24 protein-coding genes and 2 tRNA genes are annotated in these 21,801 nt (G+C 68.9%); 16 read left to right on the forward strand and 10 right to left on the reverse strand.

The features are described from left to right. Positions 1–20 precede the first annotated feature (20 nt). From P6166_RS16145 to fdxA, 6 genes are all read left to right on the forward strand, one after another. A complete protein-coding gene (locus P6166_RS16145; protein WP_277765462.1) occupies positions 21–773 on the forward strand; it encodes an SDR family oxidoreductase in 753 nt (250 codons plus the stop codon). A 4-nt stretch (positions 774–777) separates the two neighbouring features. After that, a complete protein-coding gene (locus P6166_RS16150) occupies positions 778–1,416 on the forward strand; it encodes a 2-dehydro-3-deoxy-6-phosphogalactonate aldolase (protein WP_277765463.1) in 639 nt (212 codons plus the stop codon). Beyond that, the gene (gene dgoD / locus P6166_RS16155) at positions 1,413–2,561 is read left to right on the forward strand and encodes a galactonate dehydratase (RefSeq protein WP_277765464.1); all 1,149 of its coding nucleotides are present in this window, start codon (positions 1,413–1,415) and stop codon (positions 2,559–2,561) included. The genes P6166_RS16150 and dgoD overlap by 4 nt, the downstream gene beginning before the upstream one ends. Further along, positions 2,555–3,463 carry an SMP-30/gluconolactonase/LRE family protein gene (locus P6166_RS16160; RefSeq protein ID WP_277765465.1) on the forward strand — a complete coding sequence of 303 codons (909 nt, stop codon included), beginning with the start codon at positions 2,555–2,557 and terminating at the stop codon, positions 3,461–3,463. Before dgoD ends, P6166_RS16160 begins: the two co-directional genes overlap by 7 nt. Further along, on the forward strand, positions 3,460–4,347 hold the full coding sequence (locus P6166_RS16165) for a 2-dehydro-3-deoxygalactonokinase (protein WP_277765466.1): 888 nt from the start codon (positions 3,460–3,462) through the stop codon (positions 4,345–4,347). Before P6166_RS16160 ends, P6166_RS16165 begins: the two co-directional genes overlap by 4 nt. Positions 4,348–4,431: 84 nt before the next feature. Beyond that, positions 4,432–4,755 (forward strand): ferredoxin FdxA, encoded by a 324-nt coding sequence (fdxA, locus tag P6166_RS16170; protein WP_057644502.1) that lies wholly within the window; start codon positions 4,432–4,434, stop codon positions 4,753–4,755. 69 nt (positions 4,756–4,824) lie between these two features. Here the strand turns inward: fdxA and P6166_RS16175 are convergent, their stop codons facing one another. Together P6166_RS16175 and dapA are read right to left on the reverse strand one after the other, a co-directional pair. Continuing rightward, positions 4,825–5,340, reverse strand: a complete 516-nt coding sequence (locus P6166_RS16175) for a hypothetical protein (RefSeq protein ID WP_277765467.1) — start codon at positions 5,338–5,340, stop codon at positions 4,825–4,827. A 16-nt stretch (positions 5,341–5,356) separates the two neighbouring features. Next, the gene (gene dapA, locus P6166_RS16180) at positions 5,357–6,265 is read right to left on the reverse strand and encodes a 4-hydroxy-tetrahydrodipicolinate synthase (RefSeq protein ID WP_277765468.1); all 909 of its coding nucleotides are present in this window, start codon (positions 6,263–6,265) and stop codon (positions 5,357–5,359) included. A gap of 164 nt (positions 6,266–6,429) precedes the next feature. Here dapA and P6166_RS16185 point away from each other — a divergent pair, with 164 nt between their 5' ends. From P6166_RS16185 to P6166_RS16220, 8 genes are all read left to right on the forward strand, one after another. Further along, the gene (locus P6166_RS16185) at positions 6,430–7,005 is read left to right on the forward strand and encodes a glycine cleavage system protein R (protein WP_130319899.1); all 576 of its coding nucleotides are present in this window, start codon (positions 6,430–6,432) and stop codon (positions 7,003–7,005) included. A gap of 91 nt (positions 7,006–7,096) precedes the next feature. Continuing rightward, complete coding sequence (locus tag P6166_RS16190; protein WP_277765469.1) at positions 7,097–7,576, forward strand: peroxiredoxin; 480 nt, start codon at positions 7,097–7,099, stop codon at positions 7,574–7,576. An 82-nt stretch (positions 7,577–7,658) separates the two neighbouring features. Next, positions 7,659–9,059 carry a PhoH family protein gene (locus P6166_RS16195; protein WP_277765470.1) on the forward strand — a complete coding sequence of 467 codons (1,401 nt, stop codon included), beginning with the start codon at positions 7,659–7,661 and terminating at the stop codon, positions 9,057–9,059. 2 nt (positions 9,060–9,061) lie between these two features. Further along, complete coding sequence (locus tag P6166_RS16200) at positions 9,062–9,547, forward strand: hypothetical protein (protein WP_277765484.1); 486 nt, start codon at positions 9,062–9,064, stop codon at positions 9,545–9,547. 46 nt (positions 9,548–9,593) lie between these two features. Beyond that, on the forward strand, positions 9,594–10,271 hold the full coding sequence (locus tag P6166_RS16205) for a YoaK family protein (RefSeq protein ID WP_277765471.1): 678 nt from the start codon (positions 9,594–9,596) through the stop codon (positions 10,269–10,271). Positions 10,272–10,305: 34 nt separating this feature from the next. Then, positions 10,306–11,112 (forward strand): bifunctional hydroxymethylpyrimidine kinase/phosphomethylpyrimidine kinase, encoded by an 807-nt coding sequence (gene thiD / locus P6166_RS16210; protein WP_277765472.1) that lies wholly within the window; start codon positions 10,306–10,308, stop codon positions 11,110–11,112. Beyond that, on the forward strand, positions 11,109–11,951 hold the full coding sequence (locus tag P6166_RS16215) for an alpha/beta fold hydrolase (protein WP_277765473.1): 843 nt from the start codon (positions 11,109–11,111) through the stop codon (positions 11,949–11,951). The genes thiD and P6166_RS16215 overlap by 4 nt, the downstream gene beginning before the upstream one ends. A gap of 64 nt (positions 11,952–12,015) precedes the next feature. Beyond that, positions 12,016–12,092 (forward strand) — tRNA-Arg (locus P6166_RS16220). A 79-nt stretch (positions 12,093–12,171) separates the two neighbouring features. Here P6166_RS16220 and P6166_RS16225 read toward each other — a convergent pair. Both P6166_RS16225 and P6166_RS16230 read right to left on the reverse strand, forming a co-directional pair. Continuing rightward, positions 12,172–13,161 carry a DedA family protein/thiosulfate sulfurtransferase GlpE gene (locus tag P6166_RS16225; protein WP_277765474.1) on the reverse strand — a complete coding sequence of 330 codons (990 nt, stop codon included), beginning with the start codon at positions 13,159–13,161 and terminating at the stop codon, positions 12,172–12,174. Positions 13,162–13,198: 37 nt separating this feature from the next. Then, entirely contained in the window at positions 13,199–14,143 is a 945-nt protein-coding gene (locus P6166_RS16230; protein WP_277765475.1) for a LysR family transcriptional regulator, read from the reverse strand. A gap of 124 nt (positions 14,144–14,267) precedes the next feature. Here P6166_RS16230 and P6166_RS16235 point away from each other — a divergent pair, with 124 nt between their 5' ends. Both P6166_RS16235 and P6166_RS16240 read left to right on the forward strand, forming a co-directional pair. Continuing rightward, on the forward strand, positions 14,268–14,981 hold the full coding sequence (locus P6166_RS16235) for a pirin family protein (protein WP_277765476.1): 714 nt from the start codon (positions 14,268–14,270) through the stop codon (positions 14,979–14,981). A 112-nt stretch (positions 14,982–15,093) separates the two neighbouring features. Next, the gene (locus tag P6166_RS16240; RefSeq protein ID WP_277765477.1) at positions 15,094–15,417 is read left to right on the forward strand and encodes a hypothetical protein; all 324 of its coding nucleotides are present in this window, start codon (positions 15,094–15,096) and stop codon (positions 15,415–15,417) included. Between the two features lie 139 nt (positions 15,418–15,556). Here P6166_RS16240 and P6166_RS16245 read toward each other — a convergent pair. The 6 genes from P6166_RS16245 to lexA form a co-directional block, all read right to left on the reverse strand. Then, positions 15,557–15,649 (reverse strand) — tRNA-Ser (locus tag P6166_RS16245). An 87-nt stretch (positions 15,650–15,736) separates the two neighbouring features. Further along, complete coding sequence (csrA, locus tag P6166_RS16250; protein ID WP_277765478.1) at positions 15,737–15,949, reverse strand: carbon storage regulator CsrA; 213 nt, start codon at positions 15,947–15,949, stop codon at positions 15,737–15,739. A 128-nt stretch (positions 15,950–16,077) separates the two neighbouring features. After that, positions 16,078–18,726 (reverse strand): alanine--tRNA ligase, encoded by a 2,649-nt coding sequence (alaS, locus tag P6166_RS16255; protein WP_277765479.1) that lies wholly within the window; start codon positions 18,724–18,726, stop codon positions 16,078–16,080. A 107-nt stretch (positions 18,727–18,833) separates the two neighbouring features. Next, the gene (gene recX, locus P6166_RS16260) at positions 18,834–19,325 is read right to left on the reverse strand and encodes a recombination regulator RecX (protein ID WP_277765480.1); all 492 of its coding nucleotides are present in this window, start codon (positions 19,323–19,325) and stop codon (positions 18,834–18,836) included. A 120-nt stretch (positions 19,326–19,445) separates the two neighbouring features. After that, positions 19,446–20,477, reverse strand: coding sequence for a recombinase RecA (gene recA, locus P6166_RS16265; protein ID WP_277765481.1), 1,032 nt, complete (start codon positions 20,475–20,477; stop codon positions 19,446–19,448). A gap of 172 nt (positions 20,478–20,649) precedes the next feature. Beyond that, a complete protein-coding gene (gene lexA, locus P6166_RS16270; protein WP_277765482.1) occupies positions 20,650–21,303 on the reverse strand; it encodes a transcriptional repressor LexA in 654 nt (217 codons plus the stop codon). Positions 21,304–21,801 lie beyond the last annotated feature (498 nt).

Here is a 21,801-nt window from a genome sequence, read left to right on the forward strand (position 1 = left end):
GGCCCGCCGGAGGCTTGCGCATGAGCGCCGCCCGCCTGCAGGGCAAGTCCGTCATCGTCACCGGCGCCGCCAGCGGCATCGGCGCGGCCACCGCCCGGCTGTTCGCCGAGCATGGCGCGCAGGTGGCCGGCTTCGACCGCAATGCGCCGGCCCAGGCCGATGCGCGCGTGGCCTACCACCAGGTCGACATCACCGACGTGGCCGGCATCGAAGCGGCCGTTGCCGCGGTGCGCGAGCGCACCGGCCGCATCGACGCGCTGGTCAACAATGCCGGCGCCGACGTGTTCTCCGACCCGCTCGAACTGCCCGACAGCGAGTGGCAGCGCTGCCTGGACCTCAACCTCAAGGGGGCCTGGAACCTGTGCCGCGCCGTGCTGCCGGCGATGGTCGAGCAGCAGGCGGGCAGCATCGTCAACATCGCCTCGGTGCACGGCCACAAGATCATCCCGCATGCGTTTCCCTACCCGGTCGCCAAGCATGGGCTGATCGGCCTGACGCGCGCGCTGGGCATCGAGTACGCCGCGCGCGGCATCCGCGTGAATTCCATTTCGCCGGGGCTGATCCTGGTGCCGCGCATCGAGGCCTGGTTCGCCAGCAGCCCCGACCCGGAGGCCAAGCGCCAGGAGCAGGCCAACCTGCTGCCGCCCAAGCGCATCGGCACGCCGGAGGAAGTGGCCTACACCGCCCTGTTCCTGGCCAGCGACGAAGCGCGCTTCATCAACGCCACCGACATCCTCGTCGATGGCGGCCGCTCCCAGCTCTATCACGAGTAAGCCCATGACCCCGCCGAACGTTCCGCACACCAGCCCGTTCAAGCTGCCGCTGGTCGCCATCCTGCGCGGCATCACGCCGGAAGAAACGCCGGCGCACGTGGGCGCGCTGATCGAGGCGGGTTTCGACGCCATCGAGATTCCGCTCAATTCGCCGCGCTGGGCCGAGAGCATCGCGCTGGCGCAGCGCCAGTTTGGCGAGCGCGCCTGGATCGGCGCCGGCACCGTGCTGCGCAACGAAGACGTCGATACGCTGGCCGGCCTCGGCGCGCGCTTCATCGTCACGCCCAATACGCGGCCGTCGCTGATCCGCCATGCGGTCGAGCGCGGGCTGCTGGTGGTGGCCGGCTTTGCCACCGCCAGCGAGGCGTTCGACGCCATCGACGCCGGCGCCCAGATCCTCAAGCTGTTCCCCGCCGCCACCTACGGCAGCGGGCATGTCCGCGCACTGCGTTCGGTGTTGCCGCCGCACGTGCCGGTGTACGTCGTCGGCGGCGTCAGCCCGGCCAGCCTGGCCGGATTCCTCTCCCATGGCGCCGCCGGCGCCGGCATCGGTGGCGAGCTGTACCGCCCCGGGCAACCCCTCGACACCACCCAGACCCAGGCCGCCGCGTTCGTGCGTGCCTTCCAGGAAACCCAGGGATGAAGATCACCCGCCTCACCACCTACCACGCCGCGCCGCGCTGGCTGTTCCTCAAGGTCGAGACCGACGAGGGCATCACCGGCTGGGGCGAACCGGTCATCGAGGGCCGCGCGCGCAGCGTGGAGGCCGCCGTGCACGAGCTGGCCGGCTATGTGGTCGGCAAGGACCCGGCGCGCATCAACGACCTGTGGCAGACGCTGTACCGCGCAGGCTTCTACCGTGGCGGCGCGATCCTGATGAGCGCCATCGCCGGTATCGACCAGGCCCTGTGGGACATCAAGGGCAAGGCGCTCGGCAAGCCGGTGTACGAGTTGCTCGGCGGCCTGGTGCGCGACACCATGAAGACCTACCGCTGGGTGGGCGGCGACCGGCCGGCGGACATCATCGCGCAGATGCGCGGCTACCGCGAACTGGGCTTTGACACGTTCAAGTTCAACGGCACCGAGGAAATGAAGCTGATCGACAGCCCGCGCGCGGTCGATGCGGCGGTGGCCAAGGTGGCCGAGATCCGCGCCGCGTTCGGCTACGAGATCGACTTCGGCATCGACTTCCACGGCCGCGTCGGCGCGCCGATGGCCAAGGTGCTGCTGCGCGAACTGGAGCCGTTCAAGCCGCTGTTCGTCGAGGAGCCGGTGCTGCCGGAACTGGCCGAATACTACCCGCGCCTGGCTGCGGCCAGCCCGATCCCGCTGGCGGCCGGCGAGCGCATGTACTCGCGCTTCGAGTTCAAGCACGTGCTGGCGGCCGGCGGGCTGTCGATGCTGCAGCCGGACCTCTCCCACGCCGGCGGCATCACCGAGTGCGTGAAGATCGCCGCGATGGCCGAAGCCTACGACGTGGCGCTGGCGCCGCACTGCCCGCTCGGCCCGGTGGCGCTGGCGGCCTGCCTGCAGCTGGACTTCGTCGCACACAACGCCGTGTTGCAGGAGCAGAGCATCGGCATCCACTACAACGAAGGCGCCGACCTGCTCGACTACGTCGTCAACAAGGACGATTTCCGCTGCATCGGTGGCAGTATTGCCGCATTGCCCAAGCCCGGCCTGGGCGTGGAGATCGACGAGGAGATGCTTGTGCGCGCGAACCAGAATCCGCCGGACTGGCGCAACCCGGTGTGGCGCCACGCCGACGGCAGCATCGCCGAATGGTGAGCGCCGCCCCGCTGCAGGCCACGCTCGCGGTGGACAGCCGCTGCGAGCACGGCGAAGGCGTGATCTGGGACGAACGCCGCCAGGCGCTGTTCTGGATCGACATCAGCCGCCGCCGGCTGTGGGCGCACGTGCCGGACAGCGGCGTGACCCGCGACTGGGCCCTGCCCGACCGTCCCGGTTGCCTGGGCCTGGTCGAAGACGGCCGCCTGCTGGTGGTGCTGGCCAAGTCCATTGGCGTGGTGACGCCGGACCTGGAAGCCGACGCGCTGCCGTTCACCCTGCTGGCCGAGGTGGAAACCGACCAGCCGCACACGCGCAGCAACGACGGCCGCGTGGACCGCGATGGCTGCCTCGTGTTCGGCACCATGGACGAGCACGAACACAAGGCCGCGCGCGGTAGCTTCTACCAGTACTCGCTGCGCCATGGCCTGCGCCGGCTGCCGCTGCCGGGCGTGTCGATCCCCAATTCGATCTGCTTCAGCCACGATGGCCGCACCATGTACTGGTGCGACTCGGTCAGCCCGCGCATCCTGTGCTGCGATTACGACGCCGCCACCGCGCAAGCCGCCAACGTGCGCGAGTTCGCGCGCCTGGACCGCACCGACGCCGAGCCCGACGGGTCGGGCATCGATGCCGAAGGCCTGCTGTGGAACGCGCAATGGCGCGCCTGGCGCGTGCAGCGCTACCGCGCCGATGGCACGCTGGAGCGCAGCGTGGCGGTGCCGGTGAAGAACCCGACCTGCGTGGCCTTCGGCGGCCCCGCGCTGGACCAGCTCTACATCATCAGCTCGCGCCTGGACCACACCGAAGACGAACTGCGGAACACCCCGCAGGCCGGCGGCCTGTTCGTATGCGCGCCGGGCGTGGCTGGCTTGCCGGAAGGCCGCGTGGCCTCGGCATGATCGCGGTCGACTGGGGAACCAGCAGCCTGCGCGCCTACCGGCTCGCGGAGGACGGCAGCATCCTGGAACAGCGCCGCGATCCGCGCGGCATCCTCGCCTGCGACGGGAGCTTTGCCGACGTGCTGGCCGAACTGGTCGGCGAATGGCCGGGCGAGATCGTGCTGTGCGGCATGATCGGCAGCCGCAACGGCTGGATCGAACTGCCCTACCTGCCCTGCCCGGCCGATGCCGGCGCGCTGGCCGCGGCGATGCACGCGCACACCGATGCGCGGTTGCCCGGCCGCACGCTGTGGTTCGTGCCAGGCGTGGCGTGCCATGCCGGCGCCGGCGTGCCCGACGTGATGCGCGGCGAGGAAACCCAGTTGGTCGGCCTGGCGGCCGCGCTGGGCGGCGGCCGCCACCTGGTCTGCCTGCCGGGCACGCACAGCAAATGGGCGTGGCTGGAAGACGGACGCATCGTCGAGTTCGCCACCGTGATGACCGGCGAGCTGTACGCGGTGCTGCGCCAGCACAGCCTGCTCGGCCGCCTGATGACCGACGACGGCCACGCCTTCGACGAGGCGGCGTTCGCGCAAGGCGTGGCGCGCAGCGGCGAGGACGGCGGGCTGAGCCACCACCTGTTCGGCACCCGCACGCTGGCGCTGTTCGAGCGGCTGCCGGGCGACGCACTGGCCTCGTACCTGTCGGGCCTGCTGATCGGGCACGAAATCCGCCACCGCACGCCGGCGCCACGCGACGTGCACCTGGTCGGCAGCGCGGGGTTGGGCGCGCGCTATGCGCACGCGCTGGCGCTGCTGGACATCGGCGCGCACGCGCACGGCGAGGACCTGGCCGCGCGCGGCCTGCATGCGATGGCGTCCGCGCGCGGCATCGCCCCGGCTTGATCTCGCCGGGGCCGGCGGGGCGTGCCCTCACCCGTCCCCGGCCCGACTGTTCTAGAATTGCGCGGCTTATCGCCGGATTCCAACATGCCTTTCGTCGTCACCGAAAACTGCATCAAGTGCAAATACACCGACTGCGTGGAAGTCTGCCCGGTCGATTGCTTCCATGAAGGCCCGAACTTCCTGGTGATCGATCCGGACGAATGCATCGACTGCACGCTGTGCGAGCCGGAGTGCCCGGCCAACGCGATCTACCCCGAGGACGACGTGCCCGCCGGGCAGGAGCAGTTCGTCGCGCTCAATGCCGAGCTGGCCAAGGCCTGGCCGGTGCTCACCGTGCGCAAGGAGCCGGCCGCCGACGCCGCCGAATGGGATGGCAAGCCGGACAAGCTGCCGCTGCTGCAGCGCTGAGCCGCGCGGCGGGCTGCAACGAAAACGGGCGCCTTTCGGCGCCCGTTCGCGTTTGCGGCCAGTTGTTGCTCAGCCGCCCAGCTTGGTCTTCAGCGTGGCGATCAGCTTGACCGGGGCCTCGGCCACGGCCGGCAGGCCGCGCGGGTCGACCGCCGACACGTAGCTGCCGCCATCGGTCTGGACCACGCGCACCAGGAAGTTGTTGCCTTCGTAGCTGACATCGTAGGAACCCAGCAGCTGCGCGCGGCTGGCGATGGTCAGGCCCGGGATGTCGGCCAGCGCGTCGCCCACGGCCGAGAACACCGCGTCGCGATCGCCCTTGACGACGAAGCCGCTCTTGGTGGCCGCCTGCTGCGAAGCGGCGGACGGCGCGTTGGCCGGCTGCGTGGCCGAGGCCAGGGTCGGCACCTTCATCGCGCCGGAGGTGTCGGGCAGGTTCAGGTCCGGCGGCACTTCCAGCGGACGGCTCTCCGCCGGCAGCGCGTAGTCGCCGCGGGCATCCTTGTGGAACCAGCTGCAACCGCTGGCAGCGACCACCAGCGCGATCAACGGCAGCACGCGGGCGGAACGAACGGGATGACGCATCGGTAAATCTCCTGGGTCAGGCCGCGATTGCTTCGCGGCTGGAAAGTGCTTCCAACGCGGATGCGTCGGCGGCAAGGCGGTCGGCCTCGGCATGATGGGGTGCCGACAGCGTCGTCAACGGCAGGCGCAGGCCATGCCCCAGGCCCTGGCGCTGCAGCAGCGCCTTGACCGGGATCGGGTTGGATTCCACGCCGCAGAAGGCATGGTAGGGCGCCAGGCGCGCATCCCAGGCGGTGGCCGCGTCCTGCTGGCCGCCGCGGGCCAGGTCGCACAGGCGGCGGTAGCCGGCGGGCAGCACGTTGGAACCGACGGAGATCACGCCGTCGGCGCCGGCCAGCATGGCGCGCGCGGCGGTGCCGTCGTCGCCGCTGAGTACGGCAAAGCCGGCGCCACGCAGCGGCAACAGGGCCGCCATGCGCTCCGGTTCGCTGCGCGCTTCCTTGATGCCCACGATGTTCGGGTGGCTCGCCAGCGCGGCCACGGTGTCCGGTAGCAGGTCGCAGCCGGTGCGGCCGGGCACGTTGTACAGCACCACCGGCAGGCCACCCTCCTCGGCCACGGCCAGGAAGTGCGCCTTCAGGCCTTCCTGGGTCGGGCGCACGTAGGGCGGCGTGACGACCAGCGCGTACTGCGCGCCGTTGGCCGCGGCGCGGCGCGTCTGCGCCACGGTGCGCGCGGTGCCGGACAGGCCGGTACCGGCCAGCACCGGCACGCGGCCGCCGATGCGGGCGACGGCGCGGCGCAGCAGTTCGTCGTATTCCTCGTCGGCCAGCGTCGAGGCCTCGCCGGTCGAACCGGCCACGACCACGCCCTGGATGCCGCCTTCGATCTGTTTGTCCAGCAGGCGCTGCCAGGCGTCGAGGTCGAGATCGCCATTGGCGGCGAAAGGGGTGGCCAGGGCGGTGATGATGCCGGAGAGGGACAAGGCGGCGTTGACTCTTGCGGGAGAGGGAAGAAGGGCGGGCCCTGGGCGTTCCGCCAGCCGGCGGACGCAAGGGCATCCCGAATGTTACTTGCGGCGCGAAAGCACGGGCAAGTATGCTGCGCGCTGCGTCGCGGCCCGTCCCGACGCCATTCAGCCTGTTCGCAATGCCGGAACCCCCTTTGACCGATACCGCGCCCCGGCCTTCGCCGACCGAAAACCACCTCCTGATCAACGCCTACACGACGCATCCGGAGTCCCCGCTGCTGCCCGTGACCCGTCGCATCGCCGATAGCGGCTGCAACCTGGTCGATGCTCGCCTGTCCACGGTGGGCCGGGACGTGTCGGTGACCGCGCTGGCGACCGGCTCCTGGGACTCGGTGGCCAAGCTGGAAGCCATGCTTGGCCGGCTCGAGCGCGAGGAAGGCCTGAAGCTGGTGTGGTACCGCACCGGGCCGAAGCAGGCGCAGTCCAACCTGCTGCCTTACATCGTGGAAGTGATCGCCGCCGACAAGCCGGGCATCCTGTTCCAGCTGGCCGACTTCTTCGACCGCCAGGGCATCACCATCGAGAACCTGCAGAGCACGCGCTACCGCGCCATGCAGACCGGGGCGGAGATGTTCTCCGCGCAGGTCACCATCGGCGTGCCGGCGAACATGCACATCGCCGCCCTGCGCGACGATTTCCTCGAGTTCTGCGACCACCTGAACCTGGACGCGATCATGGACCCGATGAAGTTCTGATCGCCGCCGCCCCGGATGGGGTGGCCACGGACACGGTTCGCGGTATATGTAGGGCCATGCCACATCGCCCTACCCGCAGGACCCGTTCCCGATGACCGAAAGCACCCAGATCGACCGCACCACCCTCACCCTGCCGCTAGCCCTGTCCGGCGGCGCGCACGCCACCCTCGCCGACTACGCCGGCCGCTGGCTGGTGCTGTACTTCTACCCCAAGGACAGCACGCCGGGCTGCACCACCGAAGGCCTGGACTTCAACGCCTTGCTGCCCGAATTCGCCGCCGAAGGCGCCGCGGTGCTGGGCGTTTCGCGCGACTCGGTGCGCTCGCACGACAATTTCTGTGCCAAGCAGGGTTTCGCCTTCCCGCTGGTGAGCGACGGCGACGAGGCCCTGTGCAAGGCCTTCGACGTGATCCGCATGAAGAACATGTATGGGCGACAGGTGCTGGGGGTGGAACGCAGCACCTTCCTCATTTCGCCGGATAGTCGTATCGTGCAGGCGTGGCGCAAGGTCAAGGTGGCCGGCCACGCGGAAGCGGTTCTCCAGGCCCTGAAGGCGCACAAGCAGAAGTGACACCCCTCGCGACCCGAACTTGCCATCACCCTGCCCCGCAGGCCGTGATGGCTCGCCCCTGTCCTTTTTCCAGGAACACATGATGACCCGAGGCAAGCGCATCTACGTGCTGGACACCAATGTGCTGATGCACGACCCCACCGCGCTGTTCAAGTTCGAGGAGCACGACGTCTTCCTGCCGATGCAGGTGATCGAGGAGCTGGACAATGCCAAGAAGGGCATGTCCGAAGTCAGCCGCAACGCGCGCCAGGTCAGCCGCTTCCTCGACGAACTGCTGGACGGCGCCAGCGCCGAGCAGATTCAGTCCGGCATCACGCTCACCCATCCGCAGGGTATCCAGCTCAAGCGCCAGGGCCAGATCGGCAAGCTGCATTTCCAGACCACGCCCACCGCGCCGGGCCGCAGCTTCGGCGAGGTCGTGCCGGACAACAAGATCCTGGCCGCGGTGCTGCAACTGCGCGAGGAGCACCCGGACGTGCCGGTGGTGCTGGTGTCCAAGGACATCAACCTGCGCATCAAGGCCTCCATCAGCGGCCTGGTGGCCGAGGACTACGAGAACGACCGCGCACTGGATGATTTCAGCCTGCTGTTCACCGGCGCGGTCGAACTGCCGGAGAACTTCTGGCAGAAGCACAACCAGGACCTGCGCAGCTGGTCGGACAAGGGCCGCACGCATTACGAAGTGGTGCTGGCCGACGACGAGGACTGGCACCCGAACCAGTACCTGTACCTGCCCGGCGAAGACGAGGTGGAACTGCGCGTGGCGCGTGTGGGCGGCGACGGCAAGGCGACGCTCTCGCTGGTGGACGACTACCGCGGTGGCCAGCATGCGGTGTGGGGCATCACCGCGCGCAACCGCGAGCAGAACTTCGCGCTCAACGCGCTGATGGACCCGGAAATCGACTTCGTCACCCTGCTCGGCACCGCCGGCACCGGCAAGACGCTGCTGGCGCTCGCCGCCGGCCTGGCGCAGACGATGGACCAGCAGCGCTACCGCGAGATCATCATGACCCGCGCGACGGTGAGCGTGGGCGAGGACATCGGCTTCCTGCCCGGCACCGAAGAGGAAAAGATGACGCCGTGGATGGGCGCGCTGACCGACAACCTGGAAGTGCTCACCCACAACCAGGAAGGCGGCGCCTGGGGCCGCGCGGCCACCAACGACCTGCTTGCCAGCCGCATCAAGATCCGCTCGATGAACTTCATGCGCGGGCGCACCTTCCTCTCGCGCTACCTCATCCTGGACGAGGCACAGAACCTCACGCCCAAGCAGATGAAGACGCTGATCACCCGCGCCGGCCCGGGCACCAAGATCGTGTGCCTGGGCAACGTGGAGCAGATCGACACGCCCTACCTGACCGAAACGACCTCCGGCCTCACCTATGCGGTGGACCGTTTCAAGAACTGGCCGCACAGTGCGCATGTCACCCTGCGCCGGGGCGAGCGTTCGCGCCTGGCCGACTATGCCTCGGAGGTCCTGTGAAACTGCTTCGCCTGCCGCCGCTGCTGCTGGCGGCCACCCTCGCCGCCGGCTGCGCCACCACCGGCGGCGTACCGGGCAGCACCGTGCCGACCACGGTGCGCGCCGGCCAATCGTGGGTCATCACCCGCCCGGTCATCGCCGCGCAGGTGCTCGATACCTGCTCGCGCGACAGCCCGGCGCGCCATCCCGGCGAGGTCACCGGCTACTGGGCGCCGAGCCGGCAGCAGGTGGACCAGTTGGAAGCGGCACTGGCGCAGCTGCAGCCGCAGATTCCCAACCCCGGTGACTTCGACCGCCAGTACGTGGGCATCGAAACCGGCGACAAGCGCCTGATCTACATCAATGCCTTCCACCTGCCGGAAGACAGCGAGCTGGACCCGGCGCGCACGGCGATCCGCGTGTGCGATGGCGGCGCGCAGTTCTGGGGCGCGATCTTCGACCCGCAGACCGGCACCTTCTCGGCGGTCGAACGCAACGGCCCACCCTGAGCGAACGCATGCGCAGGATGCGACACGCAGGCCGGGGCGGACGCCGATGAAGGCCCTGCCCGCCTGGGTGTGGGTCGGCGCGGTGACGTTGTCGGCCGTGGCCGGCATGGTCAACGTCATCGGCTACCTCGGCTTCGCGCACCAGGTGGTGAGCCACCTCACCGGCACCACCAGCCTGCTCGGCGTGGCGCTGGCGCAGGGCGACTGGCCCGGCGTGGGTTTCCTGTGGGGCGTGCTGATCGCCTTCAGCCTGGGCGCGATGTGCAGCGGCCTCATCATCCAGGACAGCACGCTGCGGCTGGGACGACGCTACGGCGTGGCGCTGCTGCTGGAATCGGCGCTGCTGCTGGCGGCGGTGCCGCTGTTCGAACGCCACGGCATGGGCGGCGCATGGCTGGCGGCGATGGCCTGCGGCGTGCAGAACGCGCTGGCCACCACCTACAGCGGCGCGCTGATCCGCACCACGCACCTCAGCGGCATGTTCACCGACCTGGGCATCGGCCTGGGCCACCTGCTGCGCGGCCTGCCGTTGCCGATGCGCCGGCTCACGCTGAGCGGGCTGATCATCAGCGGCTTCCTGGGCGGCAGCCTCGTCGGCGCCTGGCTGTTCGCCGCATGGCACTACCGCGCGTTGTACGTGCCGGCAGCCATCACCGGCATCGCCGGCGGCGGCTACGTGGCGTGGCGGCAATGGACACTGGCACGCGCGCGCCGAGCGGCGTGATGCGCCCTGCCGCCGCCGGGTGCACAATCGCCGCATGAGTGCCCAAGTCCTTTCCGCCCTGACCATCGCGGGCTCCGATTCCGGCGGCGGCGCCGGCATCCAGGCCGACCTGAAGACCTTCGCCGCGCATCGCGTGCACGGCCTGTCCGCGCTCGCCGCGCTGACCGCGCAGCACACCCGCGGGGTCACTGCGGTGCACGTGCCGCCCATCGAGTTCCTGCGCGCGCAGATCGACGCCTGCTTCGAGGACTTCGAGATCCAGGCGGTGAAGCTGGGCATGCTCGCCAACGCCGAGGTGATCGATGCGGTGGCCGACGCGCTCCAACGCCACCGCCCGCCCTTCATCGTGCTCGACCCGGTGATGGTGGCCACCAGTGGCGCCAAGCTGCTCGCCGACGACGCGCTCGACGCGCTGCGCCAGCGCCTGCTGCCGATGGCCACGCTGATCACGCCGAACATTCCCGAGGCCGAACTGCTGCTGGGCCACCGCATCGCCGATGCCGGCGCCGCCGAGCGCGCCTGCGCCGAACTGCTCGACCTCGGCGCCACGGCAGTGCTGCTCAAGGGCGGGCACCTGTTCGAAGGCCAGCGCGTGATCGACCGCTTCGACGACGGCGTGACGCAGCACGAATACATCCATGCGCGCCTGCCGATCGACGCGCACGGCACCGGCTGCACGCTGGCTTCGGCGATCGCCGCGCAGCTGTGCAACGGGCTGTCGCTGGCTAACGCCTGCGAGGCGGCGATCGACTACGTCGCCCGTGCGTTGCAGGGCGGTTATCGCCCCGGTCGCGGCGAAGTGCTCGTGCTCGACCACTTCGGCGCGGCCCGCCACGAATGACGGCGGCCCCGCGGGAGATCGAAGCCGCTGGCCACGACGGCCATCGCTGGAAACTCATCGCGCGCGTGCCGGCGTCGCCGCGCGCGGCGCTGCTGTGGTTGCCGGCGCTGGGCGTGGCCGCGCGCCACTACGAAGCCTTCGCCGATGCACTCGCCGCGCACGGCATCGCGGTGGTGCTGCACGAGTGGCGCGGCAATGGCAGGAGCAGCTTGCGGCCTTCGCGTGCGTGCGATTGGGGCTACCGGGAGATCCTCACCATCGACCTGCCGGCCAGCCAGCAGGTGCTGTGCGACATCGCGCCCGGCATTCCCTCGCTGATCGGTGGCCACAGCCTGGGCGGACAGCTCGCGTGCTGCCACGCCGCGTTGCATCCGCATGCTTTCGCACGCGTGTGGTTGGTTGCCAGCGGCATGCCGTGGTGGCGCAGCTTTCCCGCGCCGCTGCGCTATGCGTTGCCGCTGGTCTACCGCTTCCTGCCGTGGCTGGCGCGCCGCCACGGCGTGCTGCCCGGCCGTCGCGTGGGCTTCGGCGGCACCGAGGCACGCGGGTTGATCGCCGACTGGGCACGCGTGGGTTTGAGCAACCGCTACGCGGCCAAGGGCCTGGACGCGGACCTGGAAGCGGGATTGGCGCAGCTGTCGATTCCGGTCGACAGCGTGGTGCTGGCGAACGACTGGATGGCGCCGGCCAGTTCGATGCGCGCGCTCACTGCGAAGATGGCCGGCGAAACACGGTTGGACGTGCTGTCGGCCGCGGCGTTGGGCGCCCGCGCGGACCATTTTTCATGGATGAAAACACCCGCCGCGGTAGCCGCCCGGCTGGTCCGGGACACCGCGTGAAAATTTTTTGTTACGGACCGTTGACGACCACCGCATAGTCCCGCATAATTCTCCTCCTGACGACGCGCCCGTAGCTCAGTTGGATAGAGTACCTGGCTACGAACCAGGCGGTCGGGAGTTCGAATCTCTCCGGGCGCGCCATTTAGTCAAGAAAGACGACGAGTTTACCTCGTCGTCTTTTTTTTTGCGCTTGCGAATTGAAGCGAACGCGGTGCGTGCGTCAGGTCATCAATGCCGGCGGCGGCAATGCATCGTCGGCGACCACCGGGGCGAGCGCGAGGGTTTCATAGCCGGCCGCGCGCCACGCATCCAGGCCGCCGAGCAACGGGCGCACATCCTGGTAGCGATGTTCGCGCAGCCGTGCCGCCAGCCACGCGGCCGACACTTCGTTCGGGCACGCGCAGAAAATCACCACCCCGCGCTCGCGCGGCACGCGCGCGAGGATGTCGGCGAGCTGGCGCTCGTCGGCGAACTGCGCGCCGGGAATCGTGTACGGCTCCAGGTCGCGATAACCCGGCGCGCGGATGTCCAGCACCGTCGGCGCATGCTGCGGGTCCTGCATCAATGCATAAAGCTCATCCACGCTGATGCGCGCCGCTTCCAGCGAACGCATCAGCTGGTGGCGACGCCATCCGCGCCACGCCACGTACAGCGCCAGCGCGATGCCGACCACGCCGAACGCGCGCGTGCCCAGATCGGAGAGGAGGTCGAGCACGTAGTCGACCTGCCCGGCGAATACCACGCCCAGCCCCAGCCCGACGGCGGCCCACAGCGCCGCGCCCAGCGTGTCGTAGCCCAGGAACGGACGCATCCGCACCTGCATCGCGCCGGCCAGCGGCACCGACACCAGCGAAAGGCCGGGCACGAACTTGGCGAACGCCAGCACGCGGATACCCAGCCGGCCGTAGAAGCGCTCGGTCTTTTTCATGCAGGTGTCGCGAGAGAGCGACAGCCGGCACAGCGATTGCAGCGTGCGGTTGCCATAGCGGCGGCCGGCGAGGAACCACGCGGTGTCGCCAATGAGGCTGGCGCTGATGGACAACAGCCAGGCCGCGAGCAGGGCCGCCCAGGCAGCCGGCCCGCCCTGAAGCGTGTAGGTGGCGCCGACCAGTACCAGCGTCGGCATCGCCGGCACGGGCAAGCCCAGCGCGAGCGCGAGCACATTGACGAAGACCAGCGTCAAACCGAACTGCTCGACCAGGGCGTGCATGGGAATTTCCAGTAGGGACTGCCGCAGCGTGGGGGCATTATCGCGCCGGGCCAGCCGGCGTGGCGGGATGATCCGTTCCGGCGAGGCGGCCCAGCCACGCCTCGAAAAGCCCCGGCGCGCGCAGGCGGCGCAGCCACCACGCCAGCGCCTCGCCCTGCTCGCCGGTGCGCCAGGCCAGGTAGAAGGTCTCGTCCGGCTTGGGTTGCTCGACCTCCACCGCGACCAGCGTACCGGCCGCCAGCGCGGCCCGCGCGCAGGGCTCGGGCAGGAAGCCGCAGCCGAGCCCGGCCTGTTGCAGCACGTACTTGGCCTGCATGTCCGGCACGCTGAGCACGTCCTGCGCCGATTGCAGGCCCACGGTGCGCGGCAGCAGCCGCCGCGCCGAGTCGGCCACGGCCACCGCGCGGTGCAGGGCCAGCTCGGCGGCGTCGACGTGCGCCCGCCCGGCCAGGGGATGCGTGGGCGCCACCGCGAAGACGAAGCGCACCGTGCCCAGCGGCTCCACCACGTAGCCGCCACCACTGGGCCCCTCGCCCGCCGCCACGACCAGGTCGGCGCGGCGGTCCAGCAGCGCCTCCCAGGTGCCCGACAGCGACTCGCCCACCAGCCGCAGGCGCGTGCTGTCGGCCACGCCGTAGAAGGCGGCGATGTCCTCGGCCAGCAGGGCCGGCGGGAACAGCGAATCCAGGCCCAGCGCGAATTCCGATTCCCAGCCCGAGGCGACCCGGCGCACGCGCACCTCCAGCTCCTCGGCGGCGCGCAACAGGTGCCGGCCCTCCTTGAGCAACTCCCGCCCGGCCTCGGTCGGCGTGGCCTTGGGGCCGAGCCGCTCGAACAGCTGCACGCCCAGGTCTTCCTCCAGCTTGGCCACGGTGTAGGAGATCGTGGAGGGCACCTTGTAGAGCACCTTGGCCGCCCCGGCGAACGAGCCGCGGCGGTCGATGGCGTCGAGGATCTGCAAGGCTTCCAGGCTCAGCTTCATGTTCGAATCCATCGATGATGGCGCTCGAATCTACTCGCTTTTTCTTTCCTCATGAAGCGCACAGACTTATCGCCAAGGAGGAAACGCCTCCGATCGACACCATCGAACATCAAGGAGAACGATCATGCTGCAGATCCGCAAGAGCGATGCCCGGGGCCGCGCCGAACATGGCTGGCTGTCCTCGCGCCACACCTTCTCCTTCGCCCACTACCACGACCCCCGCTACATGGGCTTCGGGCCGCTGCGGGTGATCAACGAAGACCGGGTGAAGCCGGCCGAAGGCTTCGGCACCCACGGCCATCGCGACATGGAGATCATCTCCTACGTGCTGGATGGCGCGCTGGAGCACAAGGACAGCATGGGCACCGGCTCGGTGCTGCACTACGGCGATGTCCAGCGCATGAGCGCCGGCAGCGGCGTGACCCACAGTGAGTTCAACGGCTCGCAGCGCGAGGCGGTGCACTTCCTGCAGATCTGGGTGATCCCCGAGCGCAACGGCATCACCCCGAGCTACGAGGAGAAGCACTTCAGCCCCGAGGACAAGCGCGGCCGGCTGCGGTTGATTGCCTCGCCCGACGCCGCCGAGGGGGCGCTGAAGATCCACCAGGACGCGCGCCTGTATGCGTCGATCCTCGATGGCGCGGACCGCGTGGAGTACGCGCTGGAGAACGGTCGCGGCGCCTACGTGCAGGTGGCGCGCGGCACACTGGAGGTCAACGGCGTGGCGCTGGCCGCCGGCGATGCGGTGCAGGTGAGCGACGAGTCGCTGCTGGTGTTCGCCAACGCGAACGACGCTGAGTTCCTGCTGTTCGACCTGCCGCTGCAGGGCTGGCACTAAGCCGGCTGCGCAGAGGGCGCCGCGACGCGGCGCCTTCTGCGCGTGGTACGCGAAGGCTTTACTTCGCCCGCTCGACTTGCTTCCATGCCGGTCTCTTCCACCTGGAGCCGCCATGCTCACGCATCACGATGTTGCCTTCTCCCAGCTGATCGATCGCGTCGCCCGCTACGGCGCCGCCACCTGCGCCTGGGACGACCTGTACGCCTGGTTCGGTGCCGAGGAGATCGACGCGACGGTCTGGCGCGCGGTCTACGCCCGTTTCCGCGAGATCTGCACCCACTACGGTTTCGAGGAAGTGCCGCAGTTGCAGGTCTACCGCTTCGACGCTTTCTTTACCCTGATCCGCGAAGGCGCCGATGATGAAGGCGTGGCGATCATTGGCGCCGAAGGCGAGCTGGAAGAAGAGGATGACGAGGAGGATGGCGAGGACGCCTGAGCGCGTGTTCGCCTGCACTGGAAAGCCGCCTTCGGGCGGCTTTTTTCATGCGCCTCGGCCGGCGCGGCGCGCTCCGCCGGAGGACCCGGCGCCGTGGCGCGGGCATGAAAAAAGCCGCTGCAGGCAGCGGCTTTCATCGTGGCGGAGTGAGAGGGATTCGAACCCTCGATAGAGCTTTTGACCCTATACTCCCTTAGCAGGGGAGCCCCTTCGGCCTCTCGGGCATCACTCCGGGTTTTTGCGTCCTGTCAGCGGTGTTACGCGACAGGCCGCGAAGAATACCGGGAAGAGGGGGTCGAGGTAAACCCTTTATCGCGCATCAGGTGCCGGATTCGTCGTGACCGCCCGCACCCGACGCTACCGGCTCGTCGCCTCGCTGGATGCGCTGATAGATTTCTTCGCGATGCACCGCCACGTCCTTCGGCGCGGTGATGCCGATGCGCACCTGATTGCCCTTCACGCCCAGCACTGTGACCGTGACCGAGTCACCGATCATCAGGGTTTCGCCAACGCGGCGAGTAAGGATCAACATGTCCAGAATCTCCAAGGGCCGGCGGTGCCGCCAGCACGCGACTCCCGAAGGCGTCGCGGATAAAGGGAATAAAGAGCAGGAATGTTAACTACGCCCCTGCCCCCCATCAAGGTTCGCGGGCGCAGCGTTCAGGCCAAGTGAGGATTGACCCAGGCGAGCACGCCCTGCAGGGCGGGCGCAAGGGCGGGCCCGTCCTCGCCACCACCCTGGGCGAGATCCGGGCGGCCGCCGCCCTTGCCACCGATCTGACTGGCGACATGGGACAGGAGTTCCCCCGCCTTGACCTTGCCCGTTGCGGCGCCATTCACACCAGCGACCAAGGCGACCTTGCCGTCCTGCACGCCGGCCAGCAGGATCACCGCATCGCCGAGCTGCTGCTTCAAGCGATCCATCGCATCGCGCAACGCCTTGGCATCGAAACCTTCCAGGCGCACGGCGAGCACCTTGATGCCGCCCACGTCCACCGCCTGGCTGCCGAGATCGGCCGTGGCCCCGGAGGCCACCTTGGCCTTCAATGCCTCCAGTTCGCGTTCCAGGCGCTTCTGGCGCTCGCCGAGCTGGCGGATCTTGTCCACCACGTCCTGCGCGCTGCCACCGACCAGTTCGGCTGCCTCGTGCAGGCGGCGCTCCTCGTCGCTGACGTAATCCAGCGCGCCCTGCCCGGTCACCGCCTCGATGCGGCGCACGCCCGCGGACACACCGCCTTCGCTGGTGATCTTGAACAGGCCGATGTCACCCGTGCGCGACACGTGCGTGCCGCCACACAGTTCGGTTGAATAATCGCCCATCTTCAGCACGCGCACGCGTTCGCCGTACTTCTCGCCGAACAACGCCATCGCGCCGAAATCCAGCGCTTCCTGCATGCCCATGTCGTGCACTTCGGCGGCGCTGTTCGCACGCACCTGCGCATTGACCTTGCGCTCGATCACCGCCAGTTCGTCGGCGGTCAGCGGCTGGAAATGCGAGAAGTCGAAGCGCAGGCGATCGGGCGCCACCAGCGAGCCCTTCTGCTGCACATGGGTGCCCAGCACCTCGCGCAGCGCGGCGTGCAACAGGTGGGTGGCGGAGTGGTTGAGGATGGTGGCACCGCGGCGCGCGCCATCGACGCTGCCCGACAGCACGTCGCCCACGCGCAGCGAGCCGGTCACCAAGCGACCGACGTGGCCGTGGAACTGGCCGGCGAACTTGTGGGTGTCCTCGACGGCGAAGTCGATGCCGGCGCCGGACAGGCGGCCGGTATCGCCGACCTGGCCGCCGGATTCGGCGTAGAACGGCGTGCGGTCGGTCAGCACGATGGCCTCGTCGCCCGCGCCGATGGTCTCCACCGGGCGGCCGCCCTTGAGCAACGCCACGACCTTCAGCTCGCCGGCCTCCAGCTGGTCGTAGCCGAGGAAGCGCGTGGGGCTGAGCTGGGCGACCAGCTCGGCCGGCAACGCGGTGCCACCGCCGAACTTGCCGGCCGCGCGCGCGGTCTCGCGCTGCTGCTCCATCGAGGTCTCGAAGCCAGCCATGTCGACCTCCAGCCCGCGCTCACGCGCGATGTCCGCGGTCAGGTCAACCGGGAAGCCATAGGTGTCGTAGAGCCGGAACGCGTCGGCGCCGGCGATGGTGAGGCCGGAGCGCGAGGCGATCTCGTCGAAGATCTTCATGCCGGCATCGAGCGTTTCGGCGAAGCGCTCCTCTTCCGCCTTGAGCGCACGCTCCACGGTGTCGCGTGCGGCGGGCAGTTCCGGGTAAGCCTCGCCCATCAGGTCCGACAGGGTGCCGACCATCTTGTGGAAGAACGGCTGGCGCACGCCCAGCATCCAGCCATGGCGCAGGGCGCGGCGGATGATGCGGCGCAGGACGTAGCCGCGGCCTTCGTTGGACGGCAACACGCCATCGACGATGAGGAACGAGCACGCGCGGATGTGATCGGCGATCACGCGCAGCGACTTGTTCTCCAGGTCCGCAGTGCCCGTCAGCTCGGAGGCGTGGCGGATCAGCGTCTGGAACAGGTCGATCTCATAGTTGCTGTGCACGTGCTGCAGGATCGCCGCCAGGCGTTCCAGGCCCATGCCGGTGTCCACGCACGGCGCCGGCAGCGGCATCAGCGTGCCGTCGGGCTGGCGGTCGAACTGCATGAACACCAGGTTCCAGATCTCGATGAAACGATCGCCATCCTCGTCCGGCGAGCCGGGGGGGCCGCCGGCGATATGCGCGCCGTGGTCGTAGAAGATTTCCGTGCATGGGCCGCAGGGGCCGGTATCGGCCATCTGCCAGAAGTTGTCCGAAGCGTAGGGCGCACCCTTGTTGTCGCCGATGCGCACGATGCGGTTTTCCGGCACGCCGACCATGTCGCGCCACAGCGCATAGGCCTCGTCGTCGGTGTGGTAGACCGTCACCAGCAGGCGCTCGGCCGGCAGCTTGAACACCTGGGTCAGCAACTCCCAGGCCCAGGCGATGGCGTCCTTCTTGAAGTAGTCGCCGAACGACCAGTTGCCGAGCATCTCGAAGAAGGTGTGGTGGCGCGCGGTGTAGCCCACCGAGTCGAGATCGTTGTGCTTGCCGCCGGCGCGCAGGCAGCGCTGCACGTCCGCCGCGCGCACGTAGCTGCGCTTCTCGGCCCCGAGGAACACGTCCTTGAACTGCACCATGCCGGAATTGGTGAACAGCAGCGTCGGGTCGTTGCCCGGCACCAGCGGCGCAGACGGCACGATGGTGTGGCCTTTCCCCTTGAAGAACTCGAGGAAGTCGGCGCGGATCTGGGAGGTGGTGAATTTGGCAGGTGCGTTCATGAGGCTGGCAGTCAGGCGGGCGGCGGTGGCCGGTGTCCTCCCTCCCATATGGGGTGGCGGAACGTACCGTACAACCTAAACCGCCAAGGTTATCAGGCCTGGGCCGCTCAGTCGTCAGGATCGAAACGGCTCGCCGCGCGGATGGTGTCCGCATCGAAGCCCCGGCGCGCCAGCAGGTCGGCGGCCTTGCGCCGCTGCGCCAGGTCCTGGGGCCCGGCCTCGCCAAAGCGGCGGCGGACCAGGTCGCGGGCATTCTCGCGCCAATCGCCTTCGTAGGTCTCCATGGCCGCGGCCACCGCGTCCCGGTCCAGGCCATGCGTGCCGAGCTCGGCGCGCACGTGCAGCGGCCCATATCCACTGGCGGCGCGGGCACGCACCAGGGATTCGGCGAAACGGGTGTCGTCTTGCCAGCCCTCGCCCGCCAGCCGTGCAACGGCGGCGTCCGCGTCCTCCGCCTCCACGCCGCGAACGCGAAGCTTGCGCACCAGTTCCTGCCGCGAATGCTCGCGCCGCACCAGCAGGCCGAGCGCCCGCTGCACGGGCGTGGGTTCTGGTCGTGGCCGACGACCGCGACGACGGCCAGACGCCTCGTCGTTCATGAATGCCCCCACCGTGATCCAAAGACATCGCGCCCTCCGTGGCGCCTGCCCTCCTGGCTTGCATAAAAGCTACCGCGGGAACGACGGCACTGACTCCGCCGCCCCGCGATAGGTGAAAACTTACTCGTCGTCGCCGTCGCCTTCTCCGCGCGCCGCCTCGGCCGGCTGGAACTTCTCGCGCAGCTCGGCTTCGAGCTTGGCCGCCACCTGCGGGTTGTCGCGCAGATAGCCGCGGGCGTTGTCCTTGCCCTGGCCAATCCGCTCGTCACCGTAGCTGTACCAGGCACCCGCCTTCTCGACGAGCTTGGCATCCACGCCCATGTCGATCAGCTCGCCTTCGCGGCTGATGCCCTCGCCGTAGAGGATTTCGGTGACCACCTGCTTGAAGGGAGGCGCCAGCTTGTTCTTGACCACCTTGATCTTGGTCTGGTTGCCGATGATCTCGTCGCCCTTCTTGATCGCACCGATGCGGCGGATATCCAGGCGCACCGAGGCGTAGAACTTCAGCGCGTTGCCGCCGGTGGTGGTTTCCGGGCTCTGGCCCGGCATCATCACGCCGATCTTCATGCGCAGCTGGTTGATGAAGATCACCAGCGTGTTGGAGCGCTTGATGTTGCCGGTCAGCTTGCGCAGCGCCTGGCTCATCAGGCGGGCCTGCAGGCCCGGCAGCTGGTCGCCCATCTCGCCTTCGATTTCCGCCTTCGGCGTCAACGCGGCGACGGAGTCGATGACCAGGATGTCCACCGAACCCGAACGCACCAGCATGTCGGCAATTTCCAGCGCCTGCTCACCGGTATCGGGCTGGGACAGCAACAGGTCGTCGACGTTGACGCCCAGCTTGGCGGCGTAGATCGGATCCAGCGCGTGCTCGGCGTCGATGAAGGCCGCGGTGCCGCCCATCTTCTGGCACTCGGCGATGGCCTGCAGGGTCAGGGTGGTCTTGCCCGAGGACTCCGGCCCATAGATTTCGACCACGCGGCCCTTCGGCAGGCCGCCGATGCCCAGGGCGATATCCAGCATCAGCGAGCCGGTCGGAATAGCCTCCACGGGCTCGACGACCCGATCGCCCATGCGCATCACCGAGCCCTTGCCGAACTGCTTTTCGATCTGGCTCAGGGCGGCGGAAAGGGCGCGCTTCTTGTTCTCGTCCATCTGGGTGGTCCTCGTCAGTGATTTCGGTATGGCGTCAATCTACGGGTCGCGTATCGCAAAGGCTGAGATTGCCGGCGACGCATTCAATTTATTTTTCTAGGGTGGCCCGCGGTAGCGGCCTGGGCCTTGGCCTGCCGTCGGAAAAAGACGGCCCGGCGACTGGGACGCCGGCTCAACGATTGGGCCTGAGCAATCCGCAGTACAGGCCTTCGATGGCGAAGTCCTGGTCCGGCAGCACTTCGATCGGTGCGTAGTCCGGGTTGCGGGGCAGCAGGCGGATGCGGTCCTTGCCGATCTTCAGCAGCTTGACGGTGATCTCCTCATCGATGCGCGCCACCACGATCTGGCCGGAGCGGGCATCGCGGGTGCGGTGCACGCCGATGAGGTCGCCGTCGAAGATGCCCTCGTCGATCATCGAATCGCCCTGCACCTTCAGCAGGTAATCCGGCGCGGGGGAGAAGAACACGCGATCGAGCACCACGAAATCTTCCGAGCCGATATCCGCGCCGATCGGCAGGCCGGCCGCGACCCGGCCCAGCACCGGCAGCCGCAGCACGTCGTCGGCGCGCAGGGTCTCGTCGTTGGCGGCGGAAGGTGGCGCGGCGGCCTCGGCGGCCGGCGCCACCAGGCGAATGCCGCGCGCCTGGCCGGGCACCCGGCGGATGACGCCGGCCTGCTCCAACGCCTCCAGGTGGTACTGCGCGGCACGCACGCCCTTGAAACCGAAGGCACGGGCGATCTCGGTCTGGGACGGGGGGACGCCCTCGCCTTCGATGCGCTCGGCGATCATCGCCAGGATGGCTTGCTGGGTTTCGGTCAGGTCCATGGTTAGTAGTATTACTACTAACAGTGGTTGGGTGCAAGAGGATGGTGAGGCGCGTAAGGGATGCATGGCGGAATGCGGTGGCAGGTGCGGCTCGCGGTGCGGGCCCCGGCGTGGCGTAGAGGGGCGTCACGGCTCAGCAGACGTCCTGTCCGATTCGCCGCCGCGGGCCATCCATGGCCCGCTGACGCCCCTCTACGCCACGCCGGCGCCGGGCGCCTCCGTTTCCCCACTTCGGTGGCACGCGCCGGGGTCGGATAGGGAAAAAGCCACAGCCCCGGCCGGTGGTCTGTCGGGTTGCCGCAGACGGCGCTGGCTCTTCTCGATGGCGCGCGAGGCGGACGAACGAGGCCCGGCAGGATGCCTGCAGCCGCGACGTGGCTTATGCCATCCGGTCGCGCGGGAATGTGGGGCCTGCGGGGCCTGGGCCCTTTCGGGACCGTAGGCGACATGGATGTCGCCTACGAGCCTCCATGGATGGATTCACGGCGTGTCCCGAAA

Source organism: Stenotrophomonas sp. HITSZ_GD (assembly GCF_029543105.1).
In the GTDB taxonomy this organism is placed as follows: domain Bacteria; phylum Pseudomonadota; class Gammaproteobacteria; order Xanthomonadales; family Xanthomonadaceae; genus Stenotrophomonas_A.